The organism is Actinoalloteichus hoggarensis (assembly GCF_002234535.1).
GTDB lineage: Bacteria > Actinomycetota > Actinomycetes > Mycobacteriales > Pseudonocardiaceae > Actinoalloteichus_A > Actinoalloteichus_A hoggarensis.
In genome coordinates, this window is sequence record NZ_CP022521.1 from 121,859 (window position 1) to 146,624 (window position 24,766).

General features: G+C 71.5%; 22 protein-coding genes. 12 read left to right on the forward strand and 10 right to left on the reverse strand.

From position 1 onward, the window contains the following. The first annotated feature begins 10 nt into the window (after positions 1 to 10). Both cydC and AHOG_RS00530 read left to right on the forward strand, forming a co-directional pair. Positions 11 to 3,793, forward strand: coding sequence for a thiol reductant ABC exporter subunit CydC (gene cydC / locus AHOG_RS28170; RefSeq protein ID WP_157736558.1), 3,783 nt, complete (start codon positions 11 to 13; stop codon positions 3,791 to 3,793). A gap of 130 nt (positions 3,794 to 3,923) precedes the next feature. Continuing rightward, positions 3,924 to 5,084: a GAF domain-containing sensor histidine kinase gene (locus AHOG_RS00530; RefSeq protein WP_093944018.1), complete on the forward strand. Its 1,161-nt coding sequence runs from the start codon at positions 3,924 to 3,926 to the stop codon at positions 5,082 to 5,084. Positions 5,085 to 5,446: 362 nt separating this feature from the next. Here AHOG_RS00530 and AHOG_RS00535 read toward each other — a convergent pair whose 3' ends face one another. After that, complete coding sequence (locus AHOG_RS00535) at positions 5,447 to 6,079, reverse strand: response regulator (RefSeq protein ID WP_169725787.1); 633 nt, start codon at positions 6,077 to 6,079, stop codon at positions 5,447 to 5,449. Positions 6,080 to 6,215: 136 nt separating this feature from the next. On the opposite strand from AHOG_RS00535, the gene AHOG_RS00540 reads away from it, so the two are divergent. Beyond that, positions 6,216 to 6,746, forward strand: coding sequence for an Hsp20/alpha crystallin family protein (locus AHOG_RS00540; protein ID WP_093939615.1), 531 nt, complete (start codon positions 6,216 to 6,218; stop codon positions 6,744 to 6,746). Between the two features lie 461 nt (positions 6,747 to 7,207). Here AHOG_RS00540 and AHOG_RS00545 read toward each other — a convergent pair whose 3' ends face one another. Beyond that, positions 7,208 to 7,801: a macro domain-containing protein gene (locus AHOG_RS00545; protein WP_093939616.1), complete on the reverse strand. Its 594-nt coding sequence runs from the start codon at positions 7,799 to 7,801 to the stop codon at positions 7,208 to 7,210. A gap of 188 nt (positions 7,802 to 7,989) precedes the next feature. Between AHOG_RS00545 and pheA the strand changes: the two genes are divergently transcribed. Both pheA and AHOG_RS00555 read left to right on the forward strand, forming a co-directional pair. Then, positions 7,990 to 8,991: a prephenate dehydratase gene (pheA, locus tag AHOG_RS00550; protein ID WP_093939617.1), complete on the forward strand. Its 1,002-nt coding sequence runs from the start codon at positions 7,990 to 7,992 to the stop codon at positions 8,989 to 8,991. 5 nt (positions 8,992 to 8,996) lie between these two features. Then, complete coding sequence (locus AHOG_RS00555) at positions 8,997 to 9,614, forward strand: histidine phosphatase family protein (protein ID WP_093944020.1); 618 nt, start codon at positions 8,997 to 8,999, stop codon at positions 9,612 to 9,614. Positions 9,615 to 10,157: 543 nt separating this feature from the next. Here the strand turns inward: AHOG_RS00555 and AHOG_RS00560 are convergent. Together AHOG_RS00560 and AHOG_RS00565 are read right to left on the reverse strand one after the other, a co-directional pair. Further along, on the reverse strand, positions 10,158 to 10,508 hold the full coding sequence (locus tag AHOG_RS00560; protein WP_093944021.1) for a metallopeptidase family protein: 351 nt from the start codon (positions 10,506 to 10,508) through the stop codon (positions 10,158 to 10,160). Next, positions 10,498 to 11,760, reverse strand: coding sequence for a septum formation family protein (locus tag AHOG_RS00565; protein WP_169725788.1), 1,263 nt, complete (start codon positions 11,758 to 11,760; stop codon positions 10,498 to 10,500). The genes AHOG_RS00560 and AHOG_RS00565 overlap by 11 nt, the downstream gene beginning before the upstream one ends. Positions 11,761 to 12,022: 262 nt before the next feature. Here AHOG_RS00565 and AHOG_RS00570 point away from each other — a divergent pair, with 262 nt between their 5' ends. The 3 genes from AHOG_RS00570 (at position 12,023) to AHOG_RS00580 (ending at position 14,579) form a co-directional block, all read left to right on the forward strand. After that, positions 12,023 to 12,655 (forward strand): hypothetical protein, encoded by a 633-nt coding sequence (locus tag AHOG_RS00570; RefSeq protein WP_311770189.1) that lies wholly within the window; start codon positions 12,023 to 12,025, stop codon positions 12,653 to 12,655. A gap of 4 nt (positions 12,656 to 12,659) precedes the next feature. Further along, a complete protein-coding gene (locus AHOG_RS00575) occupies positions 12,660 to 13,823 on the forward strand; it encodes a glutathionylspermidine synthase family protein (protein WP_093939619.1) in 1,164 nt (387 codons plus the stop codon). Positions 13,824 to 14,108: 285 nt separating this feature from the next. Continuing rightward, entirely contained in the window at positions 14,109 to 14,579 is a 471-nt protein-coding gene (locus tag AHOG_RS00580) for a DUF350 domain-containing protein (RefSeq protein ID WP_093939620.1), read from the forward strand. 138 nt (positions 14,580 to 14,717) lie between these two features. Here the strand turns inward: AHOG_RS00580 and AHOG_RS00585 are convergent, their stop codons facing one another. Next, complete coding sequence (locus tag AHOG_RS00585; protein ID WP_245856497.1) at positions 14,718 to 15,413, reverse strand: endonuclease; 696 nt, start codon at positions 15,411 to 15,413, stop codon at positions 14,718 to 14,720. A 261-nt stretch (positions 15,414 to 15,674) separates the two neighbouring features. On the opposite strand from AHOG_RS00585, the gene AHOG_RS00590 reads away from it, so the two are divergent. Next, a complete protein-coding gene (locus AHOG_RS00590) occupies positions 15,675 to 16,244 on the forward strand; it encodes a helix-turn-helix domain-containing protein (protein ID WP_093939621.1) in 570 nt (189 codons plus the stop codon). A gap of 138 nt (positions 16,245 to 16,382) precedes the next feature. Here AHOG_RS00590 and AHOG_RS00595 read toward each other — a convergent pair whose 3' ends face one another. Further along, entirely contained in the window at positions 16,383 to 17,270 is an 888-nt protein-coding gene (locus AHOG_RS00595; RefSeq protein WP_093939622.1) for an LLM class flavin-dependent oxidoreductase, read from the reverse strand. Positions 17,271 to 17,509: 239 nt separating this feature from the next. On the opposite strand from AHOG_RS00595, the gene AHOG_RS30185 reads away from it, so the two are divergent. The 3 genes from AHOG_RS30185 to AHOG_RS00605 all read left to right on the forward strand — a co-directional run bounded on the left by AHOG_RS30185 (position 17,510) and on the right by AHOG_RS00605 (position 19,664). Then, positions 17,510 to 17,641, forward strand: coding sequence for a hypothetical protein (locus AHOG_RS30185; protein WP_257787494.1), 132 nt, complete (start codon positions 17,510 to 17,512; stop codon positions 17,639 to 17,641). A gap of 139 nt (positions 17,642 to 17,780) precedes the next feature. Continuing rightward, the gene (locus tag AHOG_RS00600; RefSeq protein ID WP_093944024.1) at positions 17,781 to 18,593 is read left to right on the forward strand and encodes an HAD family hydrolase; all 813 of its coding nucleotides are present in this window, start codon (positions 17,781 to 17,783) and stop codon (positions 18,591 to 18,593) included. A gap of 138 nt (positions 18,594 to 18,731) precedes the next feature. Beyond that, the gene (locus AHOG_RS00605) at positions 18,732 to 19,664 is read left to right on the forward strand and encodes an NAD-dependent epimerase/dehydratase family protein (protein ID WP_093939623.1); all 933 of its coding nucleotides are present in this window, start codon (positions 18,732 to 18,734) and stop codon (positions 19,662 to 19,664) included. Between the two features lie 225 nt (positions 19,665 to 19,889). Here AHOG_RS00605 and AHOG_RS00610 read toward each other — a convergent pair whose 3' ends face one another. The 4 genes from AHOG_RS00610 to AHOG_RS00625 all read right to left on the reverse strand — a co-directional run bounded on the left by AHOG_RS00610 (position 19,890) and on the right by AHOG_RS00625 (position 23,781). Then, entirely contained in the window at positions 19,890 to 20,258 is a 369-nt protein-coding gene (locus AHOG_RS00610) for a DUF2304 domain-containing protein (RefSeq protein ID WP_093939624.1), read from the reverse strand. A gap of 4 nt (positions 20,259 to 20,262) precedes the next feature. Next, complete coding sequence (locus AHOG_RS00615; RefSeq protein ID WP_093939625.1) at positions 20,263 to 20,949, reverse strand: glycosyltransferase family 2 protein; 687 nt, start codon at positions 20,947 to 20,949, stop codon at positions 20,263 to 20,265. Between the two features lie 132 nt (positions 20,950 to 21,081). Beyond that, positions 21,082 to 22,764, reverse strand: a complete 1,683-nt coding sequence (locus AHOG_RS00620) for a polysaccharide biosynthesis protein (RefSeq protein WP_157736559.1) — start codon at positions 22,762 to 22,764, stop codon at positions 21,082 to 21,084. A gap of 111 nt (positions 22,765 to 22,875) precedes the next feature. Further along, complete coding sequence (locus AHOG_RS00625) at positions 22,876 to 23,781, reverse strand: glycosyltransferase family 2 protein (RefSeq protein WP_245856498.1); 906 nt, start codon at positions 23,779 to 23,781, stop codon at positions 22,876 to 22,878. Between the last annotated feature and the right edge of the window lie 985 nt (positions 23,782 to 24,766).

Below are 24,766 nucleotides of genomic sequence, written 5' to 3' on the forward strand. Positions count from 1 at the left end.
GGGGGCGGCCGTGTCGTCGGGGGACGCGGCCGCCCTGCCGTTCCCCTCGGCCCGCAGGCAGGCATCGGCTGGACGCGGGCCGATGGCCGGGCTGTCGCTGCTGCCGACGTCGACGCGCCGCGCCCTGCTGCTGACCGGCCTGCTCGCGGCGGCCAACGCGGTGGTCCTCGTCGTGCAGGCGGTGGCGATGGCCGAGGCGCTCGGTGCGGTCGTCGTCTCCGGCGTCGGCGCGGCCGAACTGGCGGGGAACCTGTGGGTCCTGGGCATCGCGGTGGCGGCCAGGGCCGGGCTGAGCTGGGCGACCGAGTCCGTCGCGGCTCGTGCGGCGGGTGCGGCTCGGCGTGAGCTGCGGGGCGCCCTGCTCGACGCGGCCCTGCGGATCGGCCCCGAATGGATTCACGGCGGCGGCCCGGGTGCCGCGCACGTCGACTCCGACGGCGCGGCCGCCGACGGCCCGACCGCGCCGTCACAGGTTCGCGGCGGTGCGGCCCATCTCGCCTCGATCGCGACCACCGGACTGGACGCGCTCGACGCCTACTTCATCCGGCTCCTGCCCGCCCTTGTCACGGCGGCGGCGGTGCCGCCGCTGGTCGGCGGCTGGATCCTCCTCACCGATCCCCCCTCGGCGATGTTGATCCTGGTGACCGTCCCGCTGATCCCGCTCTTCGCCGTCCTGATCGGCCGGTTCACCGAGGCACGATCGGCCAGGACGGCAGATGCCGCCTCTCGGCTGTCCGACCGACTGCGGGAACTGGTCAAGGCGCTGCCGTTGCTCACGGCGTTTCGCCGGGCGGCGGCGCAGACGGCTCTGGTGGAACGTGTCGACGAGGAGCACCGGCGGGCAGGCATGGCGACGCTGCGCGTCGCGTTCCTCTCGGCGCTGGCACTGGAACTGATCGCGTCCATGTCCGTGGCCCTGGTGGCCGTCAACATCGGCCTTCGGGTGGTCGCGGGTGATGTCGAGCTGACGACCGCGCTGGTCGTGCTCATCCTGGTGGCCGAGTGCTACCTGCCGCTGCGCGCGGCGGGGGCGGCGCATCATGCCGCCGAGGACGGCGTGGAGGCCGTCCGCCGAGTCCACGACGTCCTCGACCTCGCTGATTCGCTCGACCGAGAACCGAGACCCGGGACGGCCGCGGCGGAGCCGGCGATCCGCCCCGCCACCGGCGCGCGGGCGACTCGAAGCAGACCGGCGGCCGTGCCGTCGACCGGAATCAGCGCCCAGGCGGGCGAGCCGGGGCCGGTTGCCGCGTCTGACGCTGAGGGCGGGGGCGGCTCCTTCACCGGAGGCGGCGACGACGGCGCGGCCCGGCCGCCCTCGGCCGAGGCATGCGAGGCCGCCGAGGCGTTCGGGCGGCTCGCCGCCGAATCCGCTGGGCGGCTCGCCGCCGAATCCGCTGGGCGGCTCGCCGCCGAACTCGCCGTGAGCGGCGTTCATGTGACGGACCTCCGGGTGCACAGGCGCGATCGAGACGCGCCCGCCGGGCTGAGCTTCCACGTGAAGCCGGGCGAGATCCTGCGGCTGGACGGGCAGAACGGCATCGGGCCCAGCGGCAGCGGCAAGTCCACCACCTTCGCCGTGCTGCTGGGCCTGCTGCCCGCCGATGCGGGCGACGTGCGGGTAGGCGACCTCGAGCTGTCGCGCTGCGACCTCCGAGAATGGCGACGCAATGTGGCCTGGGTTCCGCAGCGACCCCGATTCACCGAGCCCACCGTCGCGGAGGAACTGGCCCTCGCCACGGCGGACCAGGAAGGCGGTCCGCCGAGCCAGCGGGAGCTGATCGTGGCCGCGCGATCGGCCGCCGCGGGTCATCTGCTCGGCCGATCGACGGCGGCGCTCTCCCTGGGCGAACGTCAGCGAGTCGCGACGGCCCGGGCGTTCCTACGGATGGGACGCGGCGCCCGCCTGCTGCTGCTGGACGAGCCGACATCGCATCTGGACGCCGCCACGGCGGGCACGGTGCGGGCGAGCGTCCGTCGATACGCCGACGACGGCGCCGTGGTGGTGTTGGCCGAACACCGGCCCACCGACGCCGCTGCCGGGGTCGAGACGACACGTCCGGTCGCCGCTGACACCGCAACCCGACCAGCGCTCCCCGGCAGACTGTGGGACCTGTTGGACCGGCGGTGGGCGGTGGCCGTCGGGCTCGGCGCCCTCTCCGTCCTCGCGGGCGTGGCGCTCACCGGCACGGCCGGCTGGCTGATCGCCACCGCGGCCGACCACCCCCCGGTGCTCACGCTGACGGTCGCCGCCGTGCTCGTCCGCACCTTCGCCCTGTCGAAGGCGTTGCTGCGGTACCTGGAGCGGCTCTTCACCCACGACGCGGCCTTCCGGCTCGCGGGCAGACTGCGGCTCTCCCTGTGGAGATCGCTGGTGCGCGCCGGGCCCGCACAGGCGAATCACCGGGGCAACGCCGAGGCGCTGCGCACCCTCGTCACGGACGTCGACGTCGTGCGCGACCTCGTGCCCCGGGTGCTGCTGCCACCGCTGGTCGCCGGGGTGGTCGGCGTCCTCGTGGTGATCGCTCAGTGGTCCCTGCTGCCTGCGGCGGGGGCGGCCATGGCCGCCGGTCTGCTGATCGCCGCCATCGGCGGCGGCTGGGTGGCAGCGACGGTGCGACGTCGCGGCGTCGCGGTACCCGCCACGCTGCGCAGGCGGGTGGCCGACCGGGTGTTGGGACTCCTCGACGGGGCGGCCGACCTGACCGCGATGGGCGCCGATCGGCAGTGCCGCGACGCGCTGGACCGGGATGATCGAGAACTGACGCGATTGAGCAGACGCGAGGCCGTGGGCGTCGGCGCGGCGGCCGCCGTGGTGACGACGGCGACGGGCGCCGCACTGCTGGTGTGCCTCGCGGCGGTGGCCGACGCGGTCGCGGCGGGTGCGCTGAGCGGGCCGTGGGCCGCGGTGGTGGTGCTGGTCGCGCTGACCGCGGGCGAGATCGTCGCGACCGTGCCCCCGGCCTGGCAGCAGGCCGCCGCGCTGCGGGGCGCGCAGGGCAGGCTCCTGCCCGCCGACGAACGTGTGACGGGCAGGCCGCGTGCCGACACCGCGCTGCGACCCACGCCGGACACCGCCGAGGTACGGCTGATCAAGGTCGACGCCCGGTGGCCGGGCGCCGCGGAGCCCGCCTTGCGCGACGTGACGATGGAGCTGCCTCCTGGCGCCAGGGTCGCGGTGCTCGGTCCGTCGGGCGCGGGCAAGTCGACGCTGCTCGCGCTCCTGTTGGGCTTCCTGCCCGCTGAACAGGGCATGATCAGCCGTCCCGCGCGGGTCGCCTGGTGCCCGCAGGACGCCTCACTCGTCTCCACCAGCATCCGGGAGAATCTCCGGCTGGCGGACCCCACCGCGGATGACGAGCGCCTGCGGGCCGCCCTGCGGTCGGCGGGGTTGGACGCCTTCGTCGACCGACTGGACACCGTCGTCGGCGGTGACGGAGTCGCCTTGTCCGGCGGCGAGGCGGGCAGGCTCTCCTTCGCGCGGACGCTGCTCGCGGCTCGGGATGCCGACCTGGTGCTGCTGGACGAGCCGACGGCATCGCTCGACGCCGAGGCCGCCGCGCGGGTCCGAGCGGCGATCCGCTCCGAGCTGGCCGACCACACCGTGGTGCACGTGACTCACCACATCGAGGAGGCCGAGGACGCCGATCTCGTGCTGGAGGTGCGCGACGGGACGGTGCGGGCCTACCCCGAACTGGGTGCGCTGGCCTTGTCCAGCCAGCCGCTCTCGATGGAGATCGGCCTGCACAGCGGTCCGGTGGTGGTTCCGGTTCAGCAGGCGAGGGCGGACTAGTCGGATGTCGGCGTCGAGACGGGTCCGCGCCCAGGCCGAGGCGGCATGGGCGGGCGACGCGGCGGGCCGCCGCTCGGCGGGGCCTGCGGTCTGCGAGGGCCGAGGACCGGCTCCTATCCTGGGCATGACCATGGACTCCTCCCTCGCGGGCCGCACGCTCGCCGCCGCGACCGGGATCACCACCGCGGCCTTGGCCGGTGACGATCCGGATCTCGTGCTGCCGATGGTCGTCGAGCAGGCCGCCGCGCTCACCGGCGCGGACCTGGGCCTGGCGATGGTGCGCTCGCCTGACGGGACGTTGACGGTGGAGGCCGCGCACGGCGGCGTCGAGGGCGGAGCGCTCGAGGGGGCCTCCTCGGTGGGCGATCCCGTCGGCGCGGTGCTGTCGGCGCGGTCGACGGCGGCCAGGGTGGCCCGCGGCGGCGTCCCGGTGGTGGTCGACGAGCTGACCTCGGACCCGAGGACCGCGCCGTTCGTGCCCAAGGTGCTGCGGGGCTACGGGCCGTTCGCCGTGGCGCCCTTCGGCACCAGGGAACGGCGGCTCGGGGCGTTGGCCGTGTACCGCCGACGTGGCACGGCGGGCTTCTCGGCCGAGTCGGTGGAGGTTCTCACGGCGTTCGCCGCTCAGGCCGGGCTCGCACTGGTGCTCGCCGAGGGGACCACCGCCCGTCGCCGGGTGGCGGTGTACCAGGAGCGGGAGCGCATCGCGCGGGACCTGCACGACGTGATCGTGCAGCGGCTCTACGCGGCGGGCATGCAGCTCGACCTGTTGGGTCGGGGGTTGGCCGGGCGCCTGGAGCCGGACGAGGACAGGCGGCTCGGCGAGACCGTGGACCAACTGGACACCACGATCGACGAGATCCGGGCCACGGTGCGGGCGCTGCGGTCGGCCGATCCGGCGGAGTCCGCACCGAGCGGTCTCGCCGATTCGGCACGGGCGGAGGCGGCGACGGCGGGAGAGCTGCTGGGCATCGCTCCGACCCTGGAGCTGACCGGCCCCGTGGACGACGTTCCGACCACGGTGGCAGACCATGCCAGGGCGGCGCTGCGGGAGGCGCTGTCCAATGTGGTGCGGCACTCCGGGGCGGGGCGGGTGCTCATTCGGCTTCGGCGGGACGAACACGGACTGAGCGTGCAGGTGGTCGACGACGGCTGCGGCATTCCGCCCGGAGTGACCCGGCGTGGCCTGCGACATCTGGAGGAGCGGGCGGCCTCGGCGGGCGGCCGTTGCACGGTCGTCTCCTCGCCTCGATCCGGCACGGACGTGATCTGGACGGTTCCGCTGCCCTGACCGCGGCGTCGGCGGGGGTGGGGGCCGTCGCCCCGGCGTCGAACAAGTCGTGTCGTCCGCGGCACGCCGTCGCTCGGCCGCCGGGACGCCCTCGGCCGGCGCGCGTGGGCCCGGTCCTGTGGGGCGGCCGTCCTGTGGGGCGACAGGTCGAGCCCTCGTCACGTGGAGCGCCCGTCGGATGCCGCCGCGACGTGGTGTCGAGGGCGGTGACGAGGCGGCGGATCGCGGCCTGCTACGGCTCGGCGGGCCTCGAGCGACCCGATGCCGGACCATCCGTGCGTGGGCCCGCTCCTCGTGGAACGCGGGATCGTCCTGACGCCCGTCCCCTCGAGTGGCGTGCGGCGGGCCGGACCGGGGCGGCGTCAGCGGGCCTGGCGGCGGGCCAGCCAGGCGGCTGCCTGGGTGCGCCGTTCCATGCCCAGCTTCGCCAGGACGGCCGTCACGTAGTTCTTCACCGTCTTCTCGGCCAGGAACAGCCGCAGACCGATCTGCCGGTTCGTCAGTCCCTCCCCGATCAGTTCCAGTACGCGACGTTCCTGATCGGTCAGGATGGCGAGTTCGTCGATCGGGGCGGGCCGGCGGAGTCGATCGAGCACCCGCGCGGTGGTGGTCGGGTCCAGCAGGGATCGACCCGCCGCGACCTCCCGGATCGCCGTCACGAGGTCCTGCCCCCGGACCTGCTTGAGCAGGTATCCCGCCGCGCCCGCCTGGATCGCCTCCACGAGCAGGTCCTCGTCGTCGAACGCGGTCAGCACGAGGCAGGCGGGCGGGTGCGGCGTCGCCCGCAGTCGCCCGCAGAGCGAGGGGCCGTCGCCGTCCGGCAGGCGCATGTCGAGAAGGGCCACCTGCGGCCGGGTCGCCGAGGCCGCCACGATCGCCTCGCCGACGCTGCCCGCCTCGGCGACGACGTCGATGTCGGGCTCGGCGGAGAGCAGCTCACGCAGCCCGCGCCGCACCACCTCGTGGTCGTCGACGAGCAGCACACCGATGGACACCCGCCCACCGTACGGAGTCGCGAGCCGGCGTCGTCGGCGGCTTCCGAAGAATTTCGCGTAGTCGGGAACACTGAGCGAAGTTGAGTCGTTGAGGCTCATGTAAAGCGAGTGCAGCACTGCGAGAAGGGATGAGTTCATGGCCATCATCACGCGACGGTCCGGCTGGGAGTCGTTCGGCGGCCTCAACCGCGAGCTCGATGCGGCGTTCGACACCCTGGTCGGCAGGGCGTTCGGTGCGGCCGCGCCCCGCCGCGCGGTCAACTTCACGCCTGCCGCCGATGTCAGTCGCGACGGCGACGACGTCCTCATCACCCTCGAACTGCCCGGCGTGGACATCGATTCCGATGTGGCGGTGGAGGTCTCCGAGGGCAGGCTGTCGATCAGCGGCAGCAGGCGCGAGGCGCGGGAGACGAAGAAGGACGACCGCATCGCCAAGGAGATCCGCACCGGTGCCTTCCGGCGTGAGTTCACGATTCCGGAGCATGTGACGCCCGATCAGGTCGAGGCGTCCTACGACCGCGGCCTGCTTGAGGTCCGGGTCGGCCGTGTCGTCCGTCCAGAGCCGACCACCACCAGGGTGACCGTGCGACAGGGCGCACCCGCGCCCACCGCCGTCGAGCAGCCCGCCGAGCAGGACGGAGCGGCCGCCGAGTCGAGCGACGACTGAGATGCCGCGGCCGCACTCGCGGCGGAGCCGGCGTCCGCGGCGCCTGCTCCGCCCGGAAGCAGTCGGATGCGCCCCTGCGGGGGCGCCTTCGTTGATCGGCGTCGGGCCCGGAGCCCGACGCCCGATCAGCGATCCCCGAGGCCGCTGGACTGGTGAAGACCGTCGGGTTGGGGACCGTCGGGGGGCCTCCCCGTGCTGTTCGCCCGCACCCGAAGCAGCACGCGGCTGATCGCGTCGGGTGCGACGGCTCGGGCACGTCGCCGCGGCGCCGACGCACGTCGGACCATCAGGTGACGCCGGACCGACCGGTTCTCGTCCCACGCTCCCCGTGCTGACGAGGACTGCCTGCTCGTGCCTGGCGGTAGTCCACGGCGTGGGTCGTCACCCCGAGTCCGGCCGGTGTCCATGCGTATCGACGCGGGCCGACTCGCCACCGCAGGCCGGTTCACACGCAGGCCGGTTCACCGATGCAGGGCGAAGACCTCGTCCCAGGCCGCGGCCACCTGCCGTGCGCAGGTCGCCGGGTCCACCCCGCCGACTCCGGTGCCCAGGCCGGGCATGGCGATCGTGCGGACGGCCCGCCGCACCGGGGTGCCCTGCTCCAGCGTGCCCTCCGCCCACAGCCGCAGGATGGCCCGTGCGGCGAGATAGGGGTGCACCGTGTCGGCGGCGAGCTGCTCGCCGGGCTCACGCATCGTGGGGGCGCTCACCAGCCATCGGGGTGATCCCGCGCCGGTCGGCACGAGCAGTGCCTCGCCGACGGGCAGCTCGCCGCCGTGGTAGGCGAGCACGGCGCTGCGCACGTTCTCCTCGGCCATCGGGAACGCCCGTGCGTACAGGGCGTCGACGCCGCCGCGCATCCATCCGTAGGAGTTGGCCGGACTGACCACGGCGTCGGCTCTCACGTCCAGCACGGAGCCCGCGTGCACGGAGATCCCCGGCCGGGTGGCGGCGATCCCGTGCCACGCGTCGGCGAGCCGTGGCTCGACCGCGCACAGGACGAGGTGCAGAGCCTGCTGATCTACGGGAGTGGTGCCCACCGAACCGACGGTCACCCTGCAAGCATTACAGGACACCACCGTCTCACGTAACCAGGGCACCCGACCGGATCATAGTGATCTAGGTCCTGTCACCGTGGGTGTCGATGTGCTGGCAGCGCGTCAGTCCTTCCTTCTCGATCGGGCAAAGCGGGTCGTCGTGGTGCAGGGCACCCGACAGCGAGGCAGGCCCGTAGGGTGGCCTGGTGCGGCGCATTCTCTATCTCGGCCCCGAGGGCACCTTCACCGAGCAGGCAGCCAGGACACTCGTGAGCCGGGTCTACCCGGACGCGACCGTCGGCGCCGCGCAGGCGGTGCTCTCCGTCGCCGCGGGACCCGACGCCGATCTGGTCCTGGCGCCCGCCGTCACGGTGCGCGCCGCCATGGTGGAGGTGTCCGCGGGCCGGGCGGAGGCGGTCGTGGCGCCCGTGGAGAACTCGGTGGAGGGTTCCGTCCCGGCCACGCTCGACGCGCTGGTCGATGCCGACCCCGTCGTCGCGGTCGCCGAGACGGTGCTGCCCGTCAGGTTCAGCGTCCTGGCGGCCCCGGGAACGACGCCGGAGCGGGTTCGCACCGTGGCGACGCATCCGCATGCCGCCGCCCAGGTTCGGGAATGGCTGGCCAGGGAGCTGCCGGACGCGGTCGTCGTGTCCGCCACCTCGACCGCCGCCGCCGCCGTGGAGGTCCTCGCGGGGCGCGCGGACGCGGCCGTCACCGCGCCGCTCGCGGCGGAGCGTTACGCACTCGACGTGCTGGCCTCCGACGTGGCCGACGTCCGCGACGCGGTCACCAGCTTCCGGCTGCTCCGCTCGCCCGGCAGGGTCCCGGAGCCGACCGGCGTCGACCGAACCTCGTTGGTGGTCACCGTCGACGACCGAATCGGGACGCTGGCCGACCTTCTCACCGAGCTGGCGACCAGGGGCGTGAACCTCACCAGGATCGAGTCACGGCCGACGCGGGATCGGCTCGGGCGCTATCGCTTCTTCCTCGACCTAGACGGCCATGTCGCCGAGCGGCGGGTCGCCGACGCGATGGCCGCGCTGCGTCGGCGCAGTCAGGAGGTCAGGTTCCTCGGGTCCTTCCCGCGAGCGCGGATCGCGGGCCGCGCGGTCGCCGCCGAGATCTCGCCGCCGGATGCCTACTCCGATGCGGCCTTCGCCGAGGCGGCGGCCTGGGTTCAGTCGCTACAAGAGGGGAGTCGGGCATGAGCGGGCTGCGATTGATTCTGGCCAGGCACGGGGAGACCGAGTCGAACGTCCGGCTCGCGCTCGACACCGTGCCGCCGGGGCCGCCGCTCACCGAGGAGGGCTTCCGGCAGGCGGAGCGACTCGGCGAGGACCTGGCGGCCGAGCCGGTGGCGGCCGTCTACGCCAGTCGAGCGTTGCGGGCGCAGCTCACCGCCGCTCCGGTGGCCGCTCGGCACGAACTGGAAGTGGAGGTGCTGGACGGGATTCAGGAGGTCTTCGTCGGCGAGCTGGAAGGCGCCTCCGACCTCGCTTCGCTGGCCCGATTCGCCGAGGTCTACGCCCAGTGGCAGGAGGGCGAACTCGATCGAGCGTTTCCCGGCGGCGAGAGCGGGCGACAGGTCGTCGACCGGTTCCTCGCGGTGATCGACAAGCTCAGGACGAGGCATCGCTCCGGGACGGTCGTCCTGGTCAGCCATGGGGCGGCGCTGCGGCTGGTCGGCGGGAGCCTCGCCGAGAACGTGACCGGTTCCCTCGCGAATGCCACGCACCTGCCCAACACAGGGCGCATCGTCCTGACCGAAGACGGCGTCGCGTCGTCGGGGTGGCGTTGCCTGGAGTGGACCGGCCACGAGATCACGGTCTGATCGGGGAGGCCGGGCGTGGCCCGCGGACCCTTGGCGACATCCCTCGCTGTCGGCTGTCCACGGGCGCGGCTCCCGGCCGAAGCGCCCACCGTCGGACGGATCACGGTCGCGGGGTCAGGTCATCGACGGGTAGGACGGTCCTGACGTGGGCGCACAGCCGGTCTTGGAATCCTCCGCCAGGCGCCGGACACCAGCGGCATACCCCCTCGAATCAGCGCGACGCCGGAGCACACCGACCGGCGTGTGACCGGTCGTCGGGACGGCGCCGGTACTGCCGCGAACTCCGGCCCGGGCTGTCGCCGGCTCGGTCGGCCCGAAGACTCCGAGGTCCGTATTCGCCGTGGGACGGCCGCGTTCGTCGGACCGCGGCCCGCTTCGTCGCCGGCCCGCGGTGACCGACCGACCAGAGCGCGACGCCGTGGCCCACCGGGTGGGAGAGCGCCGGCCTGCTTCGCCCCGATCCGGGGGGCGCACTCCACTCGCGTTCCTGGCTGGGCCGGGGCCCGAGTCCGCATCGCTCGGCGGCGTGCGCGGCGGCCCGGCTCAGCCCCAGCCGAGTTCGTGCAGCCGTTCGTCGTCGATGCCGAAGTGGTGGGCGATCTCGTGCACCACGGTCACGGCGATCTCATCCACCACCTCCGCCTCGTCGGCGCACATCGCCAGCAGCGGCTCGCGGTAGACGGTGATCCGGTCGGGGAGCACGCCGCCGTAGGTCGAGTCCCGCTCGGTGAGGGCGATGCCCTCGTAGAGCCCCAGCAGGCTCGGTTCCTCCGGGTTGTGATCCTCCACCAGCACGACCACGTTGTTCATCGCGCGGGCGAACTCGACCGGAATGAGGTCGAGCGCATCGGAGACCAGTTCGTCGAAGCGGACGCGGGACATCTCAACCGCCATCGCCGGTACCCCCATCGCCTCCGACGTCCTCGCCGGCCTCATCGTCGGGATCGGCCTCGGCGCCCTCCTCGTCCGCGCCCTCGTCGGCGTCGCCCGGTTCGGGCGACTCCGACAGGTCGTGGTCGCCGTGCATGGGGGGACCGGTCGGGTTGGGCAGCGGTGCGCCCGGCGTGACGGTGTTCTCCTCCGGGGCGGGCTCCTCGTCGCTGACCTCGAACTCGCCGCGCACACTCCCGGTGATCGGGGCCATTCCGCTCTCGTCCGGCAGCACGGCCGCCACGAAGCACTTCACGCGGCGGGTGCCGGCCTCCCAACTCTCCAGCGGCAGCAGGTCCCAGGCGTAGGTGAGCCCCTGCTCGCTCACCGGACCGCCCGCGTAGTCGGTGGAGGCCTGCCTGCACAGCGGTTGCAGGTACTCGTCCTGCGCCGCGTCGGAAGGATGGACGTCGAAGCCCTCGGAGAGGTCGTAGACCTCGATGATCTCCTGGGAGTGCGGTTCCGCGCAGTCGACCGGATCGGTGACCGCGCCGCCGCTGATGCCGAGGCACACCCCCGGCTCGTACACGTTGGCCTGGTCGAGGTCCGCGATCTCACCGATGATCGAATAGAGCCCGCCCGAGGTCGCGGGCCACTGGAGCCCGCAGTGCATCGCCCGGTCGCCCTCCTCCCAGCTCTCGGCGCTCGGCGTGAACGCGCTGACCCGGAACCGGCCGTGCGGGTCGAGCATCCCGTCGAGGTAGTCGGCCGCCTGCGGCAGGCAGTGGGTGTCCTTGAGCGCCAGCCAGGTGTCGGTGTCGGGGAACGGAGCGCCCTCGCCGTAAGGCTCGGGCTCGTCCCCGGCGGACGGCTCGCTGCTCGGCTCGCCCTCGTCCGTCGCCGCTCCGCCCCCGACGCCTCCCGCGCCCGCTCCTCCCGCGCCTGCTCCGTCGAGGTCCTCGGACTCCGCCGCGTCGTCCTCCGGCGGGAGCTCGGCGAGATCGATGGAGCCGGAGACCTCGAAGAGGTGTGGTTCCTCGCAGGTCACCGGACGGATGTCCGAGGCGTCGGGCTCGGCCCAGGTCAGACACTCGCCTGCCTCGGTCTCGAAGAGCAGTGGTGCCTGCTGCGGCTGTTGGGAGCCGGCTCCGGGTCGGACGCCGCCACCGCCCGGACCGCCGCCCGACCGATCGCCGGGCAACAGGGAGAGGGCGGACGCCGTCAGGACGATCAGCGCGCCCGCGGCAGCGCCGATCATCACGAGTCGCGTGTTCATCGCGCCACGCTTCGGCCGCGATGATTCGGGAGTCTCGGCTGCATCGGACATCGTGTCCATCATGCCTGGCGGCAGTCCGTCGTACGGTAGGTGGCAGAGGAGGACTCGACACCGCTCCTTGCTCCATTCGGGTGAAACATGTTTCCTGTGACCAGGAGTCGACGTCTCAAGTGCCTGTAATCGGTCCTCGGACGTGGTGCACGGCTACGAGACCGGATGGCTCTCGAGGGTCACCTGCGGCTGGATTTCGGGGGAGTGACTGATGACCAACGGCGACGAGAACAGAGTCGACGGCCCACAGGAGCCGGCGGATTCCGCGGCCGGGCCGCCGAGGCCGCAGCCTCGGATGGCGGGCAGCGGGCCCGCCAGGGGACGGATCCGACACCAGGAGGCGGGCACCACCACGCCTCGCGAGCCCACGCTGGCCGAGAAGCGGGCTCGACTCGCCGCGGAACGACGGCAGCGTGAGGCGGAGGAGCAGGAGTTCCACGAGTCCGAACGCAAGCGGAAGATCCGTAAGCGGGTGATGATCGGCGGCGGCGTGACGCTGGGTGTCGTGGCCCTCATCGCCGTCGCCTACGCCTCACGGCCACAGCCGGTGACGGCCTACTGCGTCGACGAGAACGGCGTGGAGGCCGAGGACGAGCGGGTCTGCGACCCGGCGTACGCCCAGCAGCAGGGCGGCACGGTAGGCCCGAGCGGGATCATCTTCCTTCCCGGTTTCGGCGGCGGCGGCAACCAGTACCACTACAACTACGGCGGGACCCCGGGGCCGGGCGGCACGGTCAGCGGAGGGACTACGGTTCGTCCTGACAACGCCGAGATCCGCAGCAAGAGCGGGTCCACGATCCAGCGCGGCGGCTTCGGCACGGGCCGCGGCAGCGGGGGGAGCTGACACGGTGCATCGCGAGACCTCGACGCCACGCCCGGACTGGCGGAAGCGGACGGAGGAGCAGGGCCTCGTCTTCGGCACGCCGTCTCGTGGGCTCGGCGGCGCCCCCAGGCCCTACTGGGACGAGTCCGTGCACTACGTCTTCAGCCTGGACGAGGTCCTGTCGATGGAGGCCGACGTCGAGCTGCTGCACTCCATGTGTCTGGAGGCGGTGGACAACGCGGTGATGACCGACCGGTATCGGGACTTCGGCATCTCCGAGGAGGCCTGGCCCGCGGTCGTCGAGTCCTGGCGCCGCCGTGACCCGCATCTGTACGGGCGCTTCGATCTGCGTTACGACGGCAGCGGCCCGGCGAAGATGCTGGAGTACAACGCGGACACGCCCACCTCGCTGCTGGAGGCGGCCGTGCTCCAGTGGCACTGGCTGACCGACACCCGCGAGGGCGACGATCAGTGGAACTCGATCCACGAGAAGCTGGTCGAGCGCTGGGGCGAGATAGCCGACATGCTGCCGTCCAACGAGGTCCACTTCAGCTGGTCCTCCGGGGACACCAGCGGCGAGGACCACGTCACCGCGGCCTACCTTCAGGAGACGGCCGCCGAGGCGGGCCTGAACACGATCGGCCTGGCCATCGAGGATCTCGGCTGGGACACGCTGCTTGAGCGCTTCGTGGATCTGGAGGAGGCGCCGATCTCCACGATCTGCAAGCTCTACCCGTGGGAATGGGTGGTGGACGACGTCTTCGGCAAGCATGCGATCGCGACGCTGCCCGAGACGCTGTGGGTCGAGCCGCTGTGGAAGATGCTGCTCTCGAACAAGGCGCTGCTCGCGGTGCTCTGGGAGATGTACCCCGGCCATCCCAACCTGCTGCCCGCCTTCCTCGACGAGCCCGGCTTCCTCACCGAGTACGTCCGCAAGCCGCGGCTCGGCAGGGAGGGCGCGAACATCAAGATCGTCGCGCCGGGGATCGAGCAGGAGACCGGCGGGGTGTACGGCGAGGAGGGCTTCGTCTATCAGCTCTTCGCTCCGCTGCCGGAGTTCGACGGAATGCGCCCCGCGTTAGGCGCGTGGGTCGTCGGCGATCAGGCGGCGGGACTCGGCATTCGCGAGACGGCGGGCCTGGTGACCGACGACGGTGCGTCGTTCATCCCGCATCGCATCCCGGGCTGATCTCACGCCGACGAGGAGCCGGACCGGCTTGGCCCGAGGTCGTCTCGACCTCCCCGGCTGAGCCGGATCTCGCTGATGATGGGACGATCCTCGTCGTGGTGCGACAAAACGGGCGAACGGCTGCCCGCAGGCGTCCGCCGCGGTGCGGGAGTTCGACCCATGATCATCATACCTGGTGATGCTCTGTCGGCGTCTCCCGCCGCATCGCTGGAAAAGACGAAGACACTCGATGACGAACCATCGGCCGGGGCGGACCACCTGGCTGGTTCGGGGAGGTAGAACCCGGTGGTCACCACCAACGTCGCGCAGACGAGTCTCGCGCTGCAAGAAGGCTATCTCGGCTTCCTCGGCGCGGGCGTCGGAGCCATCGCCCTCTACGCCATCCTCGGCCTGCTGCTGATGCTGGTCGGCTTCTACGCGATCGACCTGACGACCCCCGGCAAGCTGAGCGAGCTGGTCAGGGCGGGTAAGCCCAATGCGGTCGTGCTCACCGCCGCCGGCCTGTTCAGCATGGCCTTCATCGTCGTCGTCGCGATCTTCAATGCCCACGGCGGCCTGGTCGAGGGGCTGCTCGCCGCGCTGGTCTTCGGCCTCGTCGGCATCGTGGTGCAGGTCTTGGCGGTCCGGGTGCTGGAGTGGGTGGCAGGCATTCAGATCGGCCAGCTCATCCATGCCGACTCGCTGACCCCCGCCAGCTTCGTCGTGGCCGCCGCCCATATCGGGCTCGGCCTCGTGGTCGCGGTCGCCATCACCTGAGCCGCGGCGGTCTCGGCCGCGATGGACCTGAGCAGCAGTGGATTCGAGCTGCGGGGCGCCGGGGCCGCAGCGCACCGACGGCGAGTCGTGCCGGAAGCGCGGCGAACTCGGCAGGCGCACGTCGGGCGGCCTCGGCCCTCAGACCTGTTCGGTCACCCGCGAGGCGAGATCTCGTTCGAGGGTGGCCCGCACCAGGGCGGCGGCGAGCCTGGCGTAGTCGTCGGGGTCGACCAGCTCGGCGAGCCGCTCGGGTTCGGTGGGCAGCCCCAGCCGTCGGGCACCCGCCTGCGCCTTGGCGTCGAAGTAGGGACGGAGTTCCGGCCACACGGCTTGGGCCTCGCGGCAGAAGACGTCGGCGCCGACCGGGCCGAGGCGGGGGAACTCGCGGATCAGTTCCGGCATCCTGGTGGGGTCTCTCTCGGCGTCCTTGCGTAGTCGCCGCAGGTCGTCGTGGTATCGCCTGCGCATCAGCTCGGCGCCCCGATGCAGCGCCGTGGCGGTGCTCTCGTCGTAGCGCACGTAGTGAGCCCGGCCCAGCGCGTGGATCAGATCGTGCCTGCTCGACTCGCGGACGGCCCGAGGCGTGCCCATCCCGCTGTCGGCGATCTCGCGGGCGGCGGCCACCGCCGTGTTCGCGCGGATCGGCACCGACACCAGTTCGGCGAGCATGAGCAGCCGATAGAGCGCGGCGGGCTTGTCCGCGATGCGGATGCCAGCCTCCTCGGCATAGGTGGTGCCCGCCTCCGCCAGCAGCCGGTCGGCGATCTCGTGGGCGGCGCGGTCGTCCCGAGCAGCCCGGCGCGAGCCGCGACCCGTCTCCTGCTTCCTCGCCATGTCCGCCTCCTTCGCGCTCTCGTCTCTGGCTCGCTCTCCGTCCGTGGGGCTACCCATCACCTCTTCGGATGACACCTGAGCAGGTCGGAGGCGCTGACGGCGATCCGGCGGCAGCGGCACCCGTACGGGTGCCGCCCGCCTCGGAGCCGAGCCGCGGTGTCCGTGAGTGTCACGACGGCCGCGCATCCGATGATCCGACCGGTCTCGCCGTGCCTGCTCGACGCCGGGCCGAGCGACGGCCGCTGACGTAGCCTGCAAGGCATGTCCGTCGACGTGTCGGAACAGGCGCTGGCCGGTCTCGGTGAGCGGGTTCGCGGGCTGCGGATACGTCGAGGACTGAGCCGTTCGCAGCTCGCCGCCCGCAGCGGCCTCAGCGAGCCGCACCTGTCACGGCTGGAGAACGGTGAGCGGCTGCCGTCGTTGAACATGCTGGCCAGGCTGGCCTCCGGTCTGGACGTGCCGCTGGCCGAGCTGCTCACCGACCAGCCGCCGGGGCCCGCCGCCGTCGTCATGCGTGGCGACAGCGTGCCGACGGTCTCCTCGGGCGGTCTCTCGACGCAGGTGCTCACCCCGAGATCGGTCGTTCCGGGGATGTACGCCACTCGTTACCAGCTCGAACCCGCGGCCGAGACGACCGATCTGCTCATCCACGATGGCAACGACTGGATCTACGTGCTCGACGGCGTCCTGCGCGTCGACTTCGGGACGGACGCGATCAGCCTCGCGCCGGGGGACAGCGTCAGTTTCAGCTCGCGGGTTCCGCACCGACTGCGTGCCGAGAACGGCAGACCCGTGGACTTCCTGGCCATCGGCCACACTCTCACCGGCTGAGCCTGCGGCGCGGGCCCGTCTGCCTTCCACGGTGGGCTCGTCCCCCGTCGGGTGGCGAGGCGCCGCCGGTGTAGCAGGCCGTGCCGTCGCACGACGGGTCTGGCGCGGGGCGCCGTCCTGATCGGCAGGCGCCCGTTCTCACCAGGTGTTCGAACGCAGCGTGGGCAGCACCTCCGCGGCGATCTGCTCCAGGACCGACTCGTTGCCCGCGTACACGCCGTCGGATCGTGGCCAGTGGGCCACGACGTCGGTGAAGCCCAGCTCGTCCGCGCGACCGACCACGTCGCGGAACCGCTCCACGCTGTCCATCGAGTAGAAGGACGCGGAGTCCACGCTCAGATACCGGTCGATGCTGTCGCGCCTGCGACCGGCGATGTCCAGCTCCTCGTTCATCCGCTGCGAGAGCGTCGCCACCGAGCGCCACCAGTCGGCGCGGTTCTCGGTCCGGTCGCCGTTGGTCAGCCACCCCTGGCCGAAGCGGGCGGCCAGTCGCATGGAGCGCGGCGCGTTCGCCGCGATCAGGAACGGGACTCGAGGCTGCTGCACGCATCCCGGGGTGCTGCGGGCCTCGACGGCCTGAAAGTACGTGCCCTTCCAGGTGGTCTCGTCCCGGGTGAGCACCGCGTCGAGTAACTCGACGAACTCCTCGAACCGGTCGGTCCGGTCGCGGAGGGTGCCGTGATCGCTGCCGAGCACCGAGAGATCGAAGCCGGTGCCGCCCGCGCCGATGCCGAGTTGCAGTCGCCCGTCCGAGACGTCGTCCAGCGCGGTGACCTCGCGGGAGAAGGCGACCGGATGTCGGAAGTTCGGCGAGGCGACGAGAGTGCCGAGTCGGATGCGCGAGGTCACCATCGCCGCCGCCGTGAGGGTCGGCATGGCGCCGAACCACGGCTCGTCCACCAGAGAACGCCAACCCAGGTGATCGTAGGTCCAGGCGTGATCGAACCCGTAGGTCTCGACGGCCCGCCACTTGGGTTCGGCGATCCACCACCGGTACTCGGGCAGGATCACGATGCCGATTCGCACGCGGGCTCACGTTACGGGCCGCGCAGCCGGTTGCAAACCACCGCCCGACGATCACCCGTTGAGACCAGGGCCGGGGGAGGCCTCGGTCCGGTCGCAGGATCGGCCGTGACCAGCGGTACGCATTCCGTATGCATTAGGCCGATCGGGTGTAGCGGAATGAGACCGACTAACGAAAGTGACGGCAGCCACGATGTCTCGGATGGATACCAAGCCGATGTCCATTGGGGAGGTACAGCCGGATGGCGCTTCGACTGACCGCCATGCTCGCTGCTTTCGTGTTCGCAGTGGTGGCCGCGTTCGGGTTCGTCCTGTTCAATCTCGTCGACTCCGCACCCACGGTCAGCATCGAGCTCGTGAGCAACGAGGAGTGACCGACGCCGAGGTGGAGCGGCCACGACGTGGTGTGCCTCTCCGGCTCGGCGGCGCCGTGACACCGACGGCGTCCGCGGGCCGTCGATGAGCGGCGACGTTCGACCACTCGATCGACCCGACGGCGGGCACTATGACGGAGTGCGCATCCCAGGACTCGTCGCCTCCGACATCGACGGAACGCTGCTCGACCCCCTGGAACAGCTGAGACCGAGGACCGCGGCGGCCGTCGACAGGCTGGGCGCGGCGGGCGTGCCCTTCGTGCTCGCCACCGGACGCTCCCCCAGGTGGGTGTTGCCGATCAGCGCGCTGCTCGGGGTCACCGGCCCGGCGGTCTGCGTGAACGGAGCGGTGATCCTCGACACCGGCGACGGTCGGATCGACCGCGTGCACACCCTCGATCCGATCCTGTTGCGGGACCTCGGTGACGCGATACAGGGGCTGGTGCCCGGCTGCGGTCTCGCGGTCGAGCGCATCGAGGGCGAGGGGCGGGCCGACTTCGTCGAGGAGTTCCGGTCGGGCCCCGGCTACCTTCACCCCTGGTCGGACTCGTTCTTCATCCGAACCTCGGTGGCGGAGCTGTTCACTAGGCCCGCGGTGCGGCTGATGGTTCGGCACGACTCGCTGAACAGCATGGAGATGGTCGACGCCGTGACCGCGCTGCTCGGCGACGCGGTCGACGTCACCTTCTCCACCGACCTGGGCCTGATCGACCTGATGCCCGCCGGGGTGACCAAGGCGAGCGGACTGGCGGAGGTGGCCGCGGACTTCGGCCGCACCGCCGAGGAGGTCATCGCCTTCGGTGACATGCCGAACGACCTCGCGATGCTGAGCTGGGCCGGACACGGGGTGGCGATGGCCAACGCCCATCCCGCCGTGCTGGCGGTGGCCGACGAGGTGACCGCCAGCAACGCGGAGGACGGCGTCGCGAAGGTCCTCGAACGCTGGTTCTGACCGGCCGTCCTGGTGGCGAACGGGGCCGGAGCGACGTGGGCGGCGCCGTCGAGGCGCTCGACCGCCGGGCTGCGGAGCGCGCTCGCGTCGTTACGATGACCGAGTATCCCGCCGCCTCGGAGAAGGATCTGTCAAGCCATGCGCGTTCTGGTAACCGGTGGGGCCGGGTTCATCGGCTCCACGCTCGTCGACCGGCTGCTCGCCGATGGCCGCGAGGTCGCCGTCGTCGACGACCTCAGCCGGGGCAGGCGCGAGAACCTCACCGCCGCGCTGGACACCGGACGTGCGACGTTGCACGAACTCGACATCGCCGACTCCGAGCTGATCGAGCTGGTCGACCGGGTGCGCCCCGAGGTCGTCTTCCACCTGGCCGCGCAGATCGACGTGCGGGTCAGCGTGGCCGATCCGCTGCTGGACGCGCGGCAGAACGTGCTCGGCACGATCAATCTCGCGGAGGCGTCGCGACGCGCGGGGGTGCGCAAGATCGTCTTCTCCTCGTCCGGCGGCTCCATCTACGGCACGCCGGACGCCCTGCCCATCGCGGAGACCGTCCCCGTCGACCCGCAGTCGCCGTACGCCGCGTCGAAGGTGTCCGGCGAGGTGTATCTGAACACCTATCGGGGTCTCTACGGCCTGGACTGCACTCATCTGGCGCTCTCCAACGTCTACGGTCCGCGCCAGGACCCGCACGGCGAGGCGGGTGTCGTGGCGATCTTCGCCGAGGCGCTGCTGGCGGGACGTCCCACGAAGGTGTTCGGCGACGGCGGGAACACCCGTGACTACGTGTTCGTCGGCGACGTGGTGGCCGCCTTCGCCGCGGCCGCCGGCGAGGCGGGCTCGGGCAGGCGCTACAACATCGGCACCGGGGTCCAGACATCCGACCGGAGCCTGCACACGCTGGTGGCCGCCGCCGCGGGGGCGGCCGACGAGCCGGAGTTCCACCCGGCGCGGCTCGGCGATCTGCGGGCCTCCGCTCTCGATTCGACCGCCGCCGCGCGTGAGCTGGGATGGCGGCCCGCGGTCGACGTCGCCGAGGGCGTGCGTCGCACGGTCGAGTACTTCCGCGGCTGAACCGTCCTCGCCGTAGGCGCCCCGTGTTCGGGGCTGCCGCGGCGGGGCTGCCGCGGAACCGCGGAGAGGCATGGTGGCCCGGGTCGTCCCGGAGCCCGGATGATTCGGGACGCGGTGCCGCGGATGTGCGCCTGCTCCGGATGCGTGCCGTGAAAGCGGGGCTCGCCGCGCTCGGCGGCCCCGCTCTGCTGGACGGATGGTCCCGATTGCTCGTCGGGTTCCGGCTCAGGAGGCGGTCGGGACGTTCTCACCCTCGTGGTCCAGCGCGGGCGGCTCGGCCGACTGGATCGCGATGGCCCTGGCCAGGCGCGCGTGGCGCAGCTCCAGCTCCTTGAAACGGAGATAGGTGTTGACCATGGCGAAGGCGAAGGCCACCACCAGGCCGTAGAGCAGCAGGTCGGTGCCGCGACCCACGCCGACGAAGTCGGCCACCACCGTCAGGGCATCCGGCCACAGGACCGCGAGCACCCCGAAGAGGATGAACAGCACGAAGCCGATCTTCACGCCCGCCGCGGTACGGGTGGTGCCGTGGTTGCGCAGGAAGAACACCATCAGCACGAGCACCGCACCGATGAGCAGAATCTGAATGATCATGAGGTCACCGCCTCGAACTGCGCAGGGCGCTGTCGAACAGGATGTTGACGCCGTTGATCAGGGACTGACCCTTGGCCATCGAGTATTCGGTGTAGATGATGGTCACCTTCTCCTCGGCGACCCGCCAGCCCTTATGGTCGATGATCGCCATGATCTCGGAGGCGTGGCCCATTCCGTTGATGGTGATGTCGAGATCGTCGGCCACCGTCTTGTTGAATGCGCGAAGGCCGTTGTGCGCGTCGGTGAGCTTCATCCGGCGGGTTCGAGGGCTGAGAGCGACGACGGTCTTCAGCACCACGCGCTTGATCCACGGGATGTGGCTGGTGTCGCCGTGGAAGCGGGTGCCGACCAGGATGTCGAGGGGTTCCTGCCGGAGTCGGTCGATCATCCGGACGACGTCCTCGACCCGATGCTGACCGTCGGCGTCGAAGGTGACGAAGAATCGTGCGCCGGGCTGGGCACGGGCGTATTCGATGCCCGTCTGCAGCGAGGCGCCCTGACCGAGGTTCACCGGATGCCGCACCAGGTGCGCGCCCGACTTGCGAATCTCGGAGACGGATGCGTCTCGGCTGCCGTCATCCACGCAGACGATGTTCGGGAAGGTCAGTCGTGCCTTCTGCACGACATCGCAGATCACCTGAGCCTCGTTGTAGACGGGGACGATCAGCCAGACATCGTCGTAGTCGGACATGCCAGAGCTCCCGGGTCGTGGAGAAGATGTCGCGCCTGGACACTCAGGCTGCCTGTCGAGGCGCCAGGCCGCTCTGCGCGAAGCGGTTCGAGCTTACTCCAATGGGGTCGAGGTGCTTGACGGCCGCCCCGATCATTCACTCGGCAGCGGGCGCGGCCGATTATGGGAACGCAGTCGTCGAACCAGCCCCGTCCCGGTGAGCGATACCACGACCAGCGGTCCCGCCAGTTGCGCGATGACAGCGGCGGCGATGGGGTCGCCTGGAAGGGCGAGCAGCCCGATGAGCAGCACCGTGCCGAGGACCCAGGCCAGCGAGACCGTCTGGTGCATGCCCATGGCCACCAGGGCGGGCTGGAGGATCTGCGCCAGCATCAGCAGCACCGTGGAGAGGCCGAGGAGGCCCATCACCGCAGCTGAGGGCTCGGCCTGAGCGCCGAAGAAGGTCACCACGAGCCATGGCCCCACGAGCGCGGAGAAGACCGCGCCGGGCAGACCGACGACGCCGACCGCGATGACGATGATGCCGACGCGCTTGCGCACCACGTCGTATTCGCCGTGAACGGCGGCCTTGGTCAGGACCGGCAGCAGCATCGCCTGAATGGGGCTGAACAGCAGCAGGGGGATGCGGGTGAGGACGAAGGCGAAGCCGAAGGCCGTGGCGGTGGCCCGGTCCTCGACGAGCCTGCCGTTGACCACCAGCGGCGCGAGGTTCGCGACGAGTTGGGCGAGCAGGGTCGCCACGCCGAGGAAGACCAGGCCCCTGGCGATGCGTCCGACCGTGTGACCTGCGACGACCTCGGCGACGGCGGTGGCATGATCGACGGTCTGCCGAGGCGTCGCGGTGTGCGTCGCCCGACCGGTCGCGGGCCGCTGCGCCGAGGACCGCTCCCCGCCCGCCAGATCCGCCGTGGCATCGGCGGCCGTGTCGGCGGGCAGCTCGGCGCCGGGGGCACCGATCGTCAGCCCGCTCTGCGGCCGAGCAGCCGACAACCGTGTCTTCGACGCCGGGGCATCCGACACTGGGGCATCCGACACTGAGGCATCCGACACTGGGGCATCCGACACTGAGGCATCCGACTTCGGGGCATCCGACGCCGGGCCGCTCGGGTGCGACTCCGTCGGCTCGTGGGGCTTCTCGGCGTCGGCGGCCTCGATCGGGGACGTGACCGTGCTCGTGGTCGGCGCCGCACCCGTACGTGGGAACCGGGCGAACTCGCGACGAAGCCACGGCAGCGCGATCAGCGCGGCGAAGCCGCCGCCCAGGACGAAGGCCAGACCGAACAGCGACTCGGTGCTGAGGCCGAGCAGCACGATGAGGACACAGCCGATCAGCCGGGACAGGCCCTCGGCGGCGAGGGACGCCGAATAGCCGGTGAACTGCTGGCTGGCACCCAGCAGGCCCCTGGTCAGGAACATGCCGGCGGACATGGCCACCGACAACAGCGTCAGGAGCAGCAGCACGGCGTTGCCGCCGAGCAGCCGGTCGATCAGCAGCGGCGACGCGGCGAGCAGCACGACGGCGGTCAGTCCGGCCAGCGCCAGGCCCAGCATTCCGATGCGTCGGATGCCCGGGCGCGGGTCCACTCCCGCCGCCAGACCACTGCTGACGACCCGGTTGGTCTCCTGTTCCAGCGAGACGAACAGACCTGGCCCGATGATGCTCACCATCATGTAGAGCGACTGGAGGGCGACGGTCTGCGCGGGAGGCATGGTGTTGCCGACGATCGCCAGGAAGCCGAAGCCGGCGATGCCGACGATCACCAGCCCGATCCCCATCAGGATGGCGGATCGAGAGGAACGGACTGATCGAGTCACGGCGACAGCCTAGATGTGGGCTGTGCCCGCGCCGACCCGGCGGACCCGATGTGCCCGGCACGGCCGGTGCGTCCGGCGGACGTCCGTCCGTCGAGCATGGGTGGCGCGCGGTCAGACGGGCCTGCTCGGCCCGAAGGCGTGCCTGCTGAGGTTGCGCATGCCTTCGCGGTGTCCGTTCTTCACGGCCTTGGGCAGCAGCGACAGGGCGTGCAGGCGTGAGGAGACGTGCCTTCTGGCGACCTTGGCCGCGCGAGTCCAGCCCTGCCCGTCCAGCCGGTCCGCGACGGCGAGGAAGTAGTTGCGCTCCTCGATGAAGCGGGTCCCGGCCATGGCACGCCAGGACGAGTCGCTCTCCCGGTGTCGTCGGTACTGGAAGCACACCGTGTCCACGGCGAGGAGCTGGTCGCCGCGTTGCACCAGGTCCAGGACCAGGGCCAGGTCTTGGACGACGTTCAGTCCCGTGCGGAACCCGACCTTCGTGATGGCGTCCGCCCGCCAGGCGAGCGAGGGGAAGTACAGCCAGTTCCCCCGGAGGAGGCTGATCGCCAGGTCCTCGCCGCGGAAGGCCTGGGTGCCGTGGACCTTCGGGGAGTAGAGCCTGCGTTTGGCCACGTCGACCAGCGTCTTCACCGGTTCGCCGTGTTCATCGATCAGCTCGACGCCGGGTTGGATCACCGCGGCGTTCGGGTGGGCCCGGTGCGCAGCCCGCACGGTGCGCACGTAGTTCGGCAGCATCACGTCGTCCGCGCCCATCACGACGGCGAGGTCGTGTTCGATGCGGCCGAGGCACTTCTGGAAGTTCCGATTCGCGCCGAGGTTCTCCTCGTTGCGCAGGTAGGTGATCCGGTCGTCGCCGAGCGAGGCGAACCAGCCGGGAATCGAGTCGTCGGGGTAGCCGTCGTCGACGACCGTCAGGTGCCAGTCCGGATCGTCCTGCCCGAGCACGCTGCGCACCGTCGTCTGCATCAGGCCGACGTCGCCGTAATACGGAAGCATGATGTCGAGAGGGGAGGCCACTGCGCCACTGTATGTTGTTTTCGAACAGGTCGCCGAGAATGTCGACAGCCGACAAGATCGATTTGACGTGGACGTCACGGCTGTTTGACGCCGATTTCGCCTCGCATCCGTTGGTTCAGGTCATCGATGTGATGTGAGGCGACTCGAGAGGTTCGATGAATCGGCGAGCATCCGGCCGGGTTCTCCTTTTCTGATCCATCGTGGGCGCGCCCCGCCGGGGCGACGACGGTGTCCGGGTCCGTCCGGCACGTCGGGTGCGACGGCATCGACGACTTCCGGCTTTCCGGGATGCCGGACTGCGCCCTCGTTCGCCGGCCGATCGGTCCCACCAGCTCAGAGACGGGCGTGAGTGTCGACAAGACCTGCCCGTTCGATGCCTGCGGTCCGGCCGTCCTCGCCGCCCACGCTCCGACACGGTGCGGGACGAGCGGGCGGGCGCCGGAGAGACGCCCGGAGAGCCGGTATCCGTCCGTCGTGGGGCGCACGACGCCGATTCGCGGCCGTCCCGCCATTGCGTTGCGGGGTGTGAAAAGTGTGAACCACGAGTCTGGTGTGGCCATTGTCCGCGATGACGACCGGCGATTGCTCGTAAACGGTGCCCTCTGTTCGGTCCGCGCTGCACTGGTGCCGTGGTGTCGGCCGTCGCGGGCTTTCGGTGATCGGTGTCGTCCGTGAGGCGACGATTTCGATCTCGCGTCCGAGTACGCGATTCCGTGTCGGTCCGCCCGGCAGGGAGCCGATGCGGCGTCGCGTCGCGCTCCGCGCCTGGTGCGGGGGCGACCCCCGCCGCTCCGGTGCGCGTCTGCACGCCCGGCAGTCGCCCGAGCGGGGTTCGGCGGCGAGGCTCTGCCCGGGCGGCACGGGGAGCGCGGGGAAGGCGACTCGCCCGGCCCGCCCATGCCCGCCCGGTGCGCCACGACGCACCAGCCCGAGCCCGCCTGCGGCAGCGAGCGACGCGCCGGCCACGGCGATCCGGCGGTCGGCG